Source organism: Rickettsia helvetica (assembly GCF_963970025.1).
GTDB lineage: Bacteria > Pseudomonadota > Alphaproteobacteria > Rickettsiales > Rickettsiaceae > Rickettsia > Rickettsia helvetica.
In genome coordinates this window covers 275,992-289,135 of sequence record NZ_OZ018776.1, presented here as the reverse complement: position 1 = coordinate 289,135, position 13,144 = coordinate 275,992, and the positions used below count along the sequence as shown (strand labels likewise).

Sequence of the window (13,144 nt, the reverse complement as noted above, 5' to 3'; positions counted from 1 at the left end):
CGAAAAGCCTCATTCCTATAAAAATAACAAAGGAAAGACATATGGACAAGCATCTTAAAGAATATACCGAGAGCGGTAAGAAAAATTTAATAGTGGTATATATATTATATCTATGCGGGATAGTAGCACCGATATTACCGTTAATCGGAGTATTTTTTGCATATCTTAATAAAGATAAAGGTGATAATTTTGCTATCAGCCATTATGTATTTCTATTTCGTACTTTTTGTCTTGGAGTTCTTGGGTGGATTGTATGTTTCATATTTACGTTTATCATTATTGGAGTAGTATTATACTTTGCACTCGCTGTTTGGTATATACTTCGTGTTGCTATCGGTTTTAAGTATATGATAAAAGATCAAGCTTATCTGAACCCTATGACTTATTGGATTAAATAAGAATGATAAAACTTACTATAGACGGTTCTGAAATAGAAGTATCAGAAGGTAGCACCGTTTATCAAGCCTGCACACAAGTAGGCAAAGAAATCCCTCATTTTTGTTATCATGAGCGTCTAAAAATCGCCGGTAATTGCCGTATGTGCTTGGTTGAAATGGAAAAATCACTAAAACCTATAGCTTCTTGTGCTATGCCGGTAAGTAACGGTATGGTTATTCATACCGATACGCCTATGGTAAAAAAAGCACGTGAAGGGGTGATGGAGTTTTTACTTATTAACCATCCTCTAGATTGCCCTATTTGTGATCAAGGCGGTGAGTGTGATTTGCAGGATCAGGCTTTTAGATACGGTAAAGGTACTAATAGATTTCATGAAAATAAGAGATCTATTAAAGATAAATATATGGGACCGCTGATTAAAACAGCGATGACGAGATGCATACAATGCACTAGATGCATTAGATTTGCGAGTGACATAGCAGGAATAGAAGAAATGGGGGCTATTCATCGAGGCGAACATATGGAAATTACTTCCTATTTAGAGCAAACTTTAGACTCTGAAATTTCCGGTAATATGATCGATATTTGTCCAGTCGGTGCTTTAAACTCTAAGCCATATGCCTTTAAAGCCCGTAAATGGGAGCTAAGGCACACAAGTTCTATAGGTATGCATGATGCCGAAGGCTCCAATATTCGTATAGATAGTAGAGGCGATGAGGTAATGAGAATATTACCTCGTGTTAATGAAGAAATAAATGAGGCGTGGCTTTCTGATAAAAACCGTTTTAGTTATGATGGTTTGAAATATCAGCGTTTAGATCGCCCTTATATCAGAAAAAACGGTAAATTAGTAGAAGCTAGCTGGAGCGAAGCTTTAAAGACGATAGCGGATAAAATTAAATCCGTAAAACCGGAGAAAATTGCTGCTATTGCCGGCTCTCTTACGTCTGTTGAAGCAATGTTTATGCTGAAAACATTACTGCAAAAGCTTGACTCTAATAATTATAGTGTTAATCAGTTTAATTATAAAATAGATACAAGCGAGCGAGGAAACTATTTATTTAATACAACTATTGCCGGCATAGAAAAGGCTGATTTATGTTTACTAATCGGAGCAAATCCAAGGCAGATAGCTCCGGTATTAAATAGCCGCATAGGGCAAAGAGTGCGTACAGGTTTATTAAAAGTAGCAAGAATAGGTGAAGGACATAATCAAACTTATAGAATTCAGGATTTAGGAAGTGATATTAAGATTATTGAGGAGCTAGCCATTGGTACTCATGAGTTTACGAAAGCCTTAAAAGCAGCAAAATATCCGATGATTATAGTGGGTGATGGCGTATATGCAAGAGATGACGGATATGCTATATTGTCGCTTATTCATAAAATAGTAGCTGAATATAATATTATGCATGATGATTGGAAAGGCTTTAATATATTACATAATCACGCTTCTATAGTTGGCGGTCTTGACATCGGTTTTAATAATCCTATTAAGCTTGAAGAGCTGGAACTCGCTTATCTGCTTGGAGCTGATGAAGTCCCGTTTGATAAGCTGAAATCAGCTTTTATAATATATCAAGGACATCACGGAGATGCAGGGGCTAGCAGTGCTGACGTAATTTTACCTGCGGCTGCTTATACCGAGCAGAGCGGAATTTACGTAAATTTAGAAGGTAGACCGCAAATAGCAGAAAAAGCAGTAGCACCTGTGGGCGTAGCTAAAGCAGATATAGAAATTATTAAAGAGCTTGCCGGTTATCTAAAAATAGATATCGGAATGGATAATTTGCAAGAAGTAAGAGCCAAGCTTGCTAAAGAATATAAGATATTTGCTAGTATTGATAAAATTACAGAGAATAAATTTACTAAATTTAGTTCTAAAGATAAGTTATTAAAAGAGCCTATAACTGCAGAACCTATTAATTATTATATAACAGACGTGATTAGTAAAAATTCAGTAACTATGGCTAAGTGCGTTGAGGCTAAGGAAGCAAGAGGAAATTTTGTCATCCCGCGACTTGATCGCGGGATCTAATAATTAAAAAATAAAAATGAAAGCATACTATGTTTATATACTTTCAAATAAATATGATGGTACTTTATATATCGGTGTTACTTCTGATATTATAAAACGTGTTTGGCAGCATAAACAAAAAATAATAAAGGGATTTACTACAAAATATAATTTAAATAAATTAATTTATTTTGAACAGTTTAATAATATTAATCTAGCAATTAGTCGTGAGAAACGCTTTAATCGAAGCTAACAACCCTAATTGGCATGATTTATATGAAGATATTATAATTTTGCTTAGATCCCTGCGATCAAGTCGCGGGATGACAATGAAATATGACAGAACTCTTTTTTGAATATATTTTCCCATTAATTATAATCGCTCTAAAGGTAGTGGCAATCACTATCCCTTTAATATTGTGTGTTGCGTATTTAACATATGCAGAGCGTCGTGTTATTGGATTAATGCAGCTCCGACGAGGACCTAACGTTGTCGGTCCGTTTGGATTACTTCAGCCTATTGCCGATGCGGTTAAGCTCTTATTCAAAGAACCGATAATTCCTACCAATTCCGATAAAATATTATTTATTTTAGCACCGATGATAACTTTTATATTAAGTTTAATCGGCTGGGCAGTTATACCTTTTGCAAAAGGCGTAGTGCTTGCAGACATTAATGTCGGTGTTTTATATATCCTTGCTATATCCTCTTTAAGTATTTACGGCATTATTATTGCCGGTTGGGCTAGTAACTCAAAATATGCATTCCTTGGTGCTATACGCTCATCTGCTCAAATGATTTCTTATGAAGTATCGATGGGGCTGGTTATTATTACCGTGCTACTTACTACCGGTACTCTCAATTTAAGTGGGATCATTGAAGCACAAAGAACAATGCCGTGGTGGATTGATTTGATGCTACTACCTATGGGCGTCGTGTTTTTTATCTCGTTGCTTGCCGAAACAAATAGATTACCTTTTGATTTACCTGAAGCAGAATCAGAACTAGTTGCCGGCTATAATGTTGAATATTCCTCTATGGGATTTGCTTTATTTTTTCTAGGTGAATATGCTAATATGATATTAGTTAGTGCAATGACTACTACTTTCTTTTTAGGAGGTTATTTACCGCCGTTTAATATATCGTGGTTAGATTGTATTCCAGGGTTCTTTTGGTTTGTATTTAAGGTCGGATTCTTATTATTCTGCTTTTTATGGATTAGAGCAACCTTACCAAGATATCGTTATGATCAATTAATGCGACTTGGGTGGAAAGTATTTTTGCCTCTAACTTTATTTTGGGTGGTGTTAGTGTCAAGCGTACTTATATATACCGATAATTTGCCGAGTATTTAGGTATCACCCTAGCTAACTTGATCGGCTTTATTGCATGGATCGGTTTCGCCTCTGTCATCTCCCCCGCGACTTGATCACGGGATCCAGCTTAAACTACTAATATTATTAGTAGTTTAAATTGTTTTTCTGGATACCGTGGTCAAGCTGTGGTATGACACCGAACGTGTTTTTTAATCCGTGTAACAACATCTTTCCGAAGGAATGACATTGATCTTTAATATATAAATTTTATGATAAATTATTTAAAATCGTTTTTTCTATATGAGATAGTAAGGGGGATGGCTTTGACTTTGAGATATTTTTTCAAAGCTAAAGTTACAATCAATTATCCTTATGAAAAAAGTCCTGTTAGTCCACGATTTAAGGGTGAGCATGCACTGCGTCGCTATGAAAACGGTGAAGAACGCTGTATTGCTTGTAAACTCTGTGAAGCGATTTGTCCGGCACAAGCGATAGTGATTGAAGCTGACGAACAAGATGACAGCAGTAGACATACCACACGTTATGATATAGATATGACAAAATGCATTTATTGTGGATTGTGTCAGGAAGCTTGCCCTGTAGACGCAATAGTTGAAGGTCCTAATTTTGAGTTTGCAAGCCTAACTCATACTGCACTTATTTACGATAAAGAAAGATTACTGCAAAATGGCGATAGATGGGAGCAGGCACTTGCTAGTAAACTACACAAAGATTACGAGTATAGGTAATATACTCGTTTAATTACTCTTCATTTATTCGGAATATATACGTATTATGCTATTGTGATTCTGTTAACAGGTTCATTTCAAAAAAGTTAAATTAAAAAAACATACCATGAAATTTCGAATACAAAGTTCGAGATTTCATAAACCTTTGTAATTTAATTATTGCTTTTCTTTTTTTTGACTTCTATTCTCTTAATTGTAAATAATTATAAAAACTAAAAAATTATGTTTATAAAGCAAATTTATAGTATGGTAGTTTGTTTTGTTACTACTATAGTTTTATTGATAACGCTCTCTATTACATTTAATGCATTCATTACATTATATTCCTACCGGAATGTACTAATAAAAAGAGGAACTCATAAAATTATAGTACTAATGAGCAATATTTAAAGCTAAAATCATATGATAAGGATTTATATGAACAATTAAAAAAGGGTTGCCTCCAAAAAGAGCTAGAAGAAAAGAGAATTAGTTATAAGAATGAATATATGGAAGTTACTAAAGTACGTGCTGTAAGTACAATAATTAATTGTTCAATTTGGATTATAGTTAGCCTTGTATTTTTTATTGTACATTGGAAGATCTATAAAAATACGCAAAACAATAATAATTAATCCAGTTGTAATGTCTGTGCAGATTTTATAGAACTTTCTAGATGAGAGGATAGAAGAACAATACCACCGCTATTTGCTTTCATGACAATTAAATTATTTAGTAAATCCCTATTTTCTTTGCTTAAATTAGTTTCAACTTCATCAAGTAACCATAAGTCAGATTGACACGCAATAAGCCTTGATACGGCTACGATTTTCTGCATTCCGCTAGACAAGCTATAGCATTTTTCATCTAATAAGTCATATAATTTGAAGTAATAAATAGCAGCATATAGGGTTTCGGCGGAATTATAAATTTCCGACCAAAATTTTAGATTCTCAAAAACAGTCATTTCGAGTTTTAGCCCTAAATTATGACCGATATAATTGCAGTAAGGTTTAGCGATATTGTTAATATTACTATTTTTATAGTAAATATTACCGCTGCTTGGTTGCATAATTCCTGCTATCATTCGTAGCAGCGAGCTTTTACCGCAACCGTTAGCTCCTTTTATATAGGTGATAGAAGAAGGAAGAAAAGTAATATTTAGATCAAATAAATTTCTTTGTTCTATAGAGACCTTTCCAAATTCTACTTCTAGAGGCAATTTGTACGTCAATCCGGTACTCGCATCCTCACGTACTTTTTTGTATGCTGCAGTGCTGCGTTCCGTGTTTTCTTCAAATTCCTCTCTATAAGCGAATTTGGAAAGGTCTCTAATATTAAATTGTAATTGATGAAGTGATAGCATGTCCTTGTTACTATATCATTCCTGCCTGGATACCTAAGTCGTCATTGCGAAGCCATGAAGTGGCTGCAGCAATCTAGGAAAAATAATAAAAATGCTAAAGATTAGCATTTTTAACTGGATTGCTTCGTCAATTTACTATTATAAATTTCCTCGCAATGACGCTAATTTTTCAAAATCTAACTAGCAAATTCTCTATCGATAAACGAAATACATTTAAAATAGAATTCGGCATTAGACCAAAGTAAATAATTAGTAGTATTAAAGGAGCTATTGAGATTATTTCATATTTATATAAATCTCTGAAATGCATGATTTCTTTATTGGTAATTTCGCCTAGCATAACCTCTTTGTATAATTTCAGCATGTAAACCGCCCCAAGAATTATACCGAGAGCTGCTATAAAGGTTGCTATTACATTTACCTTATAAATCCCAAGCAGGCTTGAAAACTCTCCGATGAATCCGCTAGTACCAGGTAGCCCGACAGAGCCGAGCATTGCAATCATAAAAAATGTGGCAAGCACAGGCATTTTACTTGCTACACCACCATATTTAGCTATTTCTTTTGTATGCAATCTTTCGTACAAAGTACCAACTATTAAGAATAGACATGAAGAAATCACGCCATGGCTAAGCATTTGAAATATTGCTCCACTAACTCCGGCTTCAGTAAAGCTAAAAATGCCTATCGTAACATATCCCATATGTGCAATAGATGAATATGCTATCATCTTCTTCATATCTTTTTGAGCAAGAGCAACGAGTGATGCGTATATTATAGCAATAACGCTAAGGTAAATTATGTAAATTGCAAATTCTTGTGATGCATTAGGGAATAGCAGTAGTAATACTCTTAAAAAACCGTAACCGCCGAGTTTTAATAAAATACCGGCAAGAATAACCGAGCCGCTGGTTGGAGCTTGTACGTGTGCATCGGGTAGCCAAGTATGAAACGGAATCATAGGGATTTTAACGGCAAAAGCAATAAAGATAGCCCACCATAAAATGTGCTGAGCAAATAATGGAATATTATCGGTAAGCTGAAAGATATAGGTTAAATCAAAACTATGAATTTTGCTATAAATATAAATTAATGAAAGTAGGAAAAATACTGAGCCGAAGAAAGTATATAAGAAGAATTTAAGAGCAGCATATATTCTATTTTCGCCTCCCCATACGCCGATAATAATATACATAGGTACTAATATTGCTTCAAAAAAGAGATAGAATAATAATAAATTTACTGAGGTAAATGCTCCTATACAAAAAGATTCCATTAATAAAAAACATACTAAATATTCTTTGATATATTTTTTAACAGTAAATAAGCTTCCGATTATACAAATAAGAGTAAGAAAAGAAGTTAGAGCCACAAAAAATATTGATATACCGTCAACACCTACATGAAATTCAAGCCCGATTTTATCAAGCCAAGCGTAGCGTTCGACAAATTGATAAGCGGGGTTTGAGGAGTCAAACTCTATTAAAATATAAATAGTTGAGATGAATGTTAAAATAGAACTAAGCACCGTAACATACATTACATATATCGGTTTATCTGCTTTTTTACTTTGACTAATAAACAGCAAAATATATAGCACGCTTATTAGCGGCAGAAAAATACTGATAGATATAATAGGTAATTCTAACATTCTTTTAAGATTTTATGAGTTTTTTTCCGTCATTGCGAGGAAAATTACGAAGTAATTGACGAAGCAATCTCAGGAGTTTGTTATTACTTCATGAGATTGTCACGCAGCCTACGGCTCGCAATGACAGTTTTAGTTTTTAACGCAAATAACATCAGTACATTAGCCTTTCCAAACAAAATAACTAATTGTTACAACAATAAACGATACTATATACAAAGCATAATTAAAAACATATCCTGTTTGTGTTTTGCCAGTAAGAACGCTAAAGCAATTAACGACTTGTGAACAACCGTTTGGTCCAAAACGATCGATTATTTTCTGATCACCAAGATAAAATAAATGGGCTAGGCAGTTAATAGGCTTCACAATTAAGCAATTATATATCTCGTCGAAGTAATATTTATTGCGTAATATGTTGGATATGAATGTAATACCGCGAGCTTGTAGCGGTATCCAGTCTTTTTTAATATTTTTACTGGATTCCCGCTTTTGCGGGAATGACATAGAAGAAGGCAGGAATGACATAAAAGTACTTGACTTATATAAGTAAATTCCCGTAATAATCCCTACTATGCCAACTGCCATAGGTAGTAATTTTATATATAAAGGCGGATGGCTAATTAGTAGTTTATAAATATGTAAATTAAATAGGCTTTCATGGAAATAGCCGTTCGGTTTATCCATAGAAAGTAAATAATAACCGATCATACCGCTAAAAAAGCTCCCTGCTACCAGTAATATAAGGGGATTATTCATTACTTTAGCCGGTTCATGGGCATGTTCAAAAACATCTTTTTCTAGCTTAGTTTTGCCATGAAATACCAACATAATAATTTTCATTGAATAAATAGCAGTAAGTATTGCAGCAGCTATTCCAAAAATAAACATAAATGATCCGCTACTATAAGCTGCTTCTAAAATCGAGTCTTTAGAATAAAACCCTGCCAAAGGGTAAATCCCTATTAGTGCAAGTGAGCCGATTAAGAAGTTTCCATAAGTTATCGGCATCTTATTTCTTAAAGCCCCCATTTTAAATATATCCTGCTCGTGAACGGCATGTATTACGCTACCTGCAGATAAGAATAATAATGCTTTGAAAAAAGCATGAGTTACTAAGTGAAATATTCCGCTATTATAGGCAGATACCCCGCAAGCCATAAACATATAACCAAGCTGGCTACAGGTAGAGTAAGCAATAATCTTCTTGATATCGCTTTGCATAATAGCAATGCTTGCTGCAAAAATACAAGTAACACCGCCGATAATCGTAATAAATTGTAGAACTAAAAGGCTATATTCAAACAAATACGAGCAGCGTGCTACTAAGAATACTCCTGCCGTTACCATGGTTGCCGCATGAATAAGTGCGGATACCGGAGTCGGTCCTTCCATCGCATCAGGAAGCCATACATGTAAACCGATCTGTGCAGATTTACCCATGCAACCGATAAATAATAATAAACAAATAATATCTAGAATAGAAAACTGTAATAATATTTTTGTATTAGATAATAATTCTGCAGATGAAAATACATCTTTGTAATTTGCCGAACCACAATAAACAATGATCGTTATTACGCCTAAGATAAAAGCAAAATCGCTGGCTCTATTTGTTATAAAAGCTTTAATCGCTGCTTTATTGGCTGATTCTTTTGAATACCAAAATCCGATTAATAAATATGAGCAAACGCCGACGCCCTCCCAACCGAAAAATAACTGTAAGAAATTATCGCTAGACACTAGCATTAACATAAAGAAAGTAAATAAAGAAAGAAAAGACAAGAAGCGTACAACCCCCTTATCTTCGGCCATATAGCCAAGCGAGTAGATATGCACGACGCTTGACACCCATGTTACGGCTATAAACATTATGCTAGTGAGCTGATCTACATAAATAGACCAATTTACTTTAAAATTTCCAACCTCAATCCACGGGAATAATTTTATATGGATAATATTCCCGTCTAAGCCCGCATCGCAAAATATTATTAATGAGAATAAGGCAGATAAAGATAAAAAACCGGTTGCAATTATTTGAGCTAATTTTTTATCTATTATCCTTACGAATAAGCCGTTGATTATTGCAGAGGCAAGCGGTAACATGATGATCATTATGGCAAGACTTTGATACATCATTACCCCCTCATCTGATTAATGTCGGTAATTTCAATTGAGCCTTTATTACGGAAATATATTAGTAATATCGCAAGCCCGATTGAAGTTTCGGCAGCTGCTACGGTTAAGATTATAATACTAAAAATTTGTCCCGATAATTCTTGCATATATACGGAAAATGCAACAAAATTTATATTGACTGCAAGTAGCATTAGCTCAATGGACATTAATATATTGATAATATTTTTGCGATGCATAAATAATCCAAACATCCCGATAGTAAAAACTAAGCTGCTTAAGATTAAATAATGATTAAGCGAAATATATTCATTCATATTTAATATTCTCAACACCTTTATTTAGAATAGGCTTTGTCATTAATACGGTATTTTCTTTATTGTGCCGCAGTTGTTTTACAATCTCTTGACGTTTTACTCCTTCACGTTTCTTTAGCGTTAAAGTAATACATGCAATCATAGCGACAAATAGGATAAGTCCCGCCATTTGAAACGGTAGCATAAATTCAGTGTAAAGCACGTTACCTATTGCTTTAGTATTTGAGATATTATTTGTTATGACAAACGATACATCCGAACTGAAATTAATATTTTTAGTGCCAAGTAAAATAATTGTTACTAAATCAGCAAACATTATTAGAGCTATAAAAATACTTAAAGCAAGATTTTCTTTTAACTGTGTTATTGTCTTATTAAAATGCATATCTAGCATCATTATCACAAATAGAAATAATACTGCTACAGCTCCAACATAAATCACTATCAGCATCATAGCTAAAAATTCTGCTCCAAGCAAAATCATAAGCCCTGCACCGTTGATAAATGCAAAAATTAACCATAATACCGAATATATGGAATTTTTGCTTAAAACAACGCATAAGCTACTGATAGTTATTAATGTTGCAAATAAATAAAAAAATATGAACATGATATACTCGTTGAACTTGCAAAATTGGCTGCGTCGTCTTTGTAAGTCCTCGGATGCTCACGTATTTAGTATACGCTCTACTCCTCGGCTTACAGACTCCTTGCTCTTTTGCAAGTTGAACTTCATATATCAACTCTTCATTTCAAGGAGTATTATTATATGATACAGCTTTAACTCTATTCTATCCGCGTAAAACTCGTTTTACAACATTAGGTTCTTTCTCAATAATCTTAAGAAGTAATTTTGCGGCTCCGGTAGGTAATCTTCTGCCTTGTTCCCAGTTTCTTAAAGTTGCAACACTAACTCCAAATGTTGTAGCAAATTGTTGTTGTGTTAATTTTAACTTATCTCTTACTTCATGCACGTCTATATTAGATAATTTTATATCATGTTTATTTGCTTTTAATTTTCCTTTAGCGTATAAAACAGCCTCTTGCATTCCAATTAATATACTTTTTTCGGTTTGATTAGTATTTGTATTATTCATTTTTGCCTCTTCCGACATATAATTTTACCAATTCTTCAGTTAGTGTTTTTAATTCATTACAACTATCATGATTAATATTTTCCATCTTACTTTTTATAAAACCGGTTATTAAAAATACCGGCATATTTTCATTGTAGTAAAAATAAATTATTCTTATACCGCCACTTTTACCTTACTTAAAGCAAATCGTAATTTATCTTATACCTCCGGTGCCTTTTATTATATCACCTTAGTCAGGATTAGCAGCAATATAATGTATTATTTCAAAGCATTCTTTTTCGTTTAAATTATTCTTAGCAAATTTTTGAAACTCTGGAAGCTCAACAACTGAAATCAGTTTTTTACTCATAATAATTATACGCTATTGGCGTAGGAGAATCAATAAATAATTTTTGTTTAGTATCATGGATACCGTGGCAAGACCACGGTATGACAGAGTATAAATTGGCTAAACCAACATAGCATTAGAAGAAAATTTCTCGATCATCGGAGTAAATAAGCTTTCTAGTGCTTTGCGTATTTCTTCCTTGTTTTCTACTTTTTGACCTTCTTTACTTAAAGTTAGCTCGCCTTTTTCTACATGACTAAGTACAGCCTCAATGATTGCTTTTTTATCATGTTTACCATCCATATATCTAAGTGCAAACTTCTCAAAGAAATTAACGCCGATCGGTTCATGTTTTAAATTTGTAACCCACATAGAAGGTGTATGGGTTGCTTGATGTATCACCATTTTTGTTGTTTTAGGCTTATCAAGCTCAGGGTTATTTCGATGCTTCTGATTTGTAATACTAATATAACCTTGTAGTACTAGCTTCATTGCATTATTTAAAAGCTCAGCTTTGATTTCGTTTAATTTAGTATTATATAGCTTTTTATTAGCTTCAACAGTTATTTTCTCAAAGCTTAACGGATTATTTAGATTTTCGCTGAAAGTGTATAAAATAGCTTTCATATAAGGCGAACTAGTTGTTAAGTTAGAGTCTTTATTACCGTTTAAGAAGAATTTTAAATTTTCGGAAGCATTATTAAGATCTACTTCTTTGAGTGGTTTTTCAGGCACTATATTAAAGATTATATTAAATTTCGTTATATCATCATTGTTAATATTTCTATTAATTTTCACATCACTATGACATAGTAAAGTAGTTCTAAAACGACGATTCGTAATGAAATCCATATATTGTTCAGTTCTAACTATATCGTTCACCGCTTTTAACTGCTCTACTACTTTTGGTGGCATATTACCGAGGTACATAGTCGAAAGATTACAATCGGCTAAATATTGTAAATTGTGTTTTCTTGCCTCATTCATAAATTCATGGAAGTAGAATTGAGCATTTTCTTCTTCTAAATGATCATGACGTAAATAATGATCGGTTTGTTTAGCGAGTAGCCCTGCTTCGGTTTTTAATACTTCTGCATAAGGAGTTTTAGAGTTTTCTAAGCTATCCTTAACAAATTCTAGTAATAATCTAGATTGCGCTATTTTATCCCGTACATTTGCAAATGAGCTAGAATGATACATCATCATATCTCTAATAGTACGGACCATATTCCATCCGGGTAATGTATTATAGCTAATATATGCTATTCCGTTTGGGCTAAGATTTTTATTACAAACTTCAAAAATTTTATCTCTAACGGTTTTTGGCACCCAAGAAATTACGCCATGGCAAATTATATAATCAAACTTACCGAAAGAATCATCAATATCGGTTATCGAACAATGATGGAACTCTATATTTTTTAATCCTAGTTCTTTAACATTTTTATTTGCTTCGTCAATTTGTACCTTAGACAAATCAACCCCAACAAAATGAGCTTTTGGATAAAGAACTGCGTGTGGTATTAAATTACCGCCTGCTGCACAACCAAGCTCTAATATTTTTGCATTCTCGACTTCAGGAGCATTTACACCGAAAAGAGTTGCAAGTGTACTTAAGTGATAAGGATTTGTAAGAGCATATGGGTAGCTTTCATATGGCACTTCATCATAAGTGTTATGATCTGAAACCGCATCGTTAACAACGGATTGTACGGAATGTGTTTTTTTTGCCATCTTATCATGACCGTTAGGGGTAGAAGAAGAGTTAGTAGCTTTTAGGGACATATTTTT

Annotated in this window: 13 protein-coding genes and 1 pseudogene; 5 read left to right on the top strand and 9 right to left on the bottom strand. The window is 33.6% G+C overall.

Annotated features, from left to right (window positions below):
- Positions 1 to 41: 41 nt before the first annotated feature.
- The 5 genes from AB1146_RS01810 to nuoI all read left to right on the top strand — a co-directional run bounded on the left by AB1146_RS01810 (position 42) and on the right by nuoI (position 4,482).
- Positions 42 to 398 carry a DUF4870 family protein gene (locus tag AB1146_RS01810; protein WP_010421113.1) on the top strand — a complete coding sequence of 119 codons (357 nt, stop codon included), beginning with the start codon at positions 42 to 44 and terminating at the stop codon, positions 396 to 398.
- A 2-nt stretch (positions 399 to 400) separates the two neighbouring features.
- A complete protein-coding gene (nuoG, locus tag AB1146_RS01805; protein ID WP_010421116.1) occupies positions 401 to 2,437 on the top strand; it encodes an NADH-quinone oxidoreductase subunit NuoG in 2,037 nt (678 codons plus the stop codon).
- Between the two features lie 16 nt (positions 2,438 to 2,453).
- Complete coding sequence (locus tag AB1146_RS01800; protein ID WP_010421118.1) at positions 2,454 to 2,669, top strand: GIY-YIG nuclease family protein; 216 nt, start codon at positions 2,454 to 2,456, stop codon at positions 2,667 to 2,669.
- 83 nt (positions 2,670 to 2,752) lie between these two features.
- On the top strand, positions 2,753 to 3,772 hold the full coding sequence (nuoH, locus tag AB1146_RS01795) for an NADH-quinone oxidoreductase subunit NuoH (protein WP_010421120.1): 1,020 nt from the start codon (positions 2,753 to 2,755) through the stop codon (positions 3,770 to 3,772).
- Between the two features lie 230 nt (positions 3,773 to 4,002).
- Complete coding sequence (gene nuoI, locus AB1146_RS01790) at positions 4,003 to 4,482, top strand: NADH-quinone oxidoreductase subunit NuoI (RefSeq protein ID WP_010421122.1); 480 nt, start codon at positions 4,003 to 4,005, stop codon at positions 4,480 to 4,482.
- Positions 4,483 to 5,092: 610 nt separating this feature from the next.
- Here the strand turns inward: nuoI and ccmA are convergent.
- From ccmA to AB1146_RS01735, 9 genes and pseudogenes are all read right to left on the bottom strand, one after another.
- Positions 5,093 to 5,683, bottom strand: a complete 591-nt coding sequence (gene ccmA / locus AB1146_RS01785; protein WP_029374740.1) for a heme ABC exporter ATP-binding protein CcmA — start codon at positions 5,681 to 5,683, stop codon at positions 5,093 to 5,095.
- A pseudogene (locus tag AB1146_RS01780) lies at positions 5,666 to 5,794 on the bottom strand (palindromic element RPE1 domain-containing protein); the annotation flags it as partial. The pseudogene AB1146_RS01780 and the gene ccmA, both read right to left, overlap by 18 nt.
- 202 nt (positions 5,795 to 5,996) lie before the next feature.
- Positions 5,997 to 7,478: an NADH-quinone oxidoreductase subunit M gene (locus tag AB1146_RS01775; protein ID WP_010421129.1), complete on the bottom strand. Its 1,482-nt coding sequence runs from the start codon at positions 7,476 to 7,478 to the stop codon at positions 5,997 to 5,999.
- 159 nt (positions 7,479 to 7,637) lie between these two features.
- A complete protein-coding gene (nuoL, locus tag AB1146_RS01770; RefSeq protein WP_010421130.1) occupies positions 7,638 to 9,614 on the bottom strand; it encodes an NADH-quinone oxidoreductase subunit L in 1,977 nt (658 codons plus the stop codon).
- Positions 9,614 to 9,928 carry an NADH-quinone oxidoreductase subunit NuoK gene (gene nuoK / locus AB1146_RS01765; protein WP_010421133.1) on the bottom strand — a complete coding sequence of 105 codons (315 nt, stop codon included), beginning with the start codon at positions 9,926 to 9,928 and terminating at the stop codon, positions 9,614 to 9,616. Before nuoK ends, nuoL begins: the two co-directional genes overlap by 1 nt.
- Complete coding sequence (locus AB1146_RS01760) at positions 9,921 to 10,538, bottom strand: NADH-quinone oxidoreductase subunit J (protein ID WP_010421135.1); 618 nt, start codon at positions 10,536 to 10,538, stop codon at positions 9,921 to 9,923. The genes nuoK and AB1146_RS01760 overlap by 8 nt, the downstream gene beginning before the upstream one ends.
- Before the next feature lie 181 nt (positions 10,539 to 10,719).
- A complete protein-coding gene (locus AB1146_RS01745; RefSeq protein WP_040611267.1) occupies positions 10,720 to 11,025 on the bottom strand; it encodes a helix-turn-helix domain-containing protein in 306 nt (101 codons plus the stop codon).
- On the bottom strand, positions 11,018 to 11,149 hold the full coding sequence (locus AB1146_RS01740; protein ID WP_269572113.1) for a hypothetical protein: 132 nt from the start codon (positions 11,147 to 11,149) through the stop codon (positions 11,018 to 11,020). Before AB1146_RS01740 ends, AB1146_RS01745 begins: the two co-directional genes overlap by 8 nt.
- A 324-nt stretch (positions 11,150 to 11,473) precedes the next feature.
- On the bottom strand, positions 11,474 to 13,138 hold the full coding sequence (locus AB1146_RS01735; RefSeq protein WP_010421140.1) for a methyltransferase regulatory domain-containing protein: 1,665 nt from the start codon (positions 13,136 to 13,138) through the stop codon (positions 11,474 to 11,476).
- Positions 13,139 to 13,144: the final 6 nt, after the last annotated feature.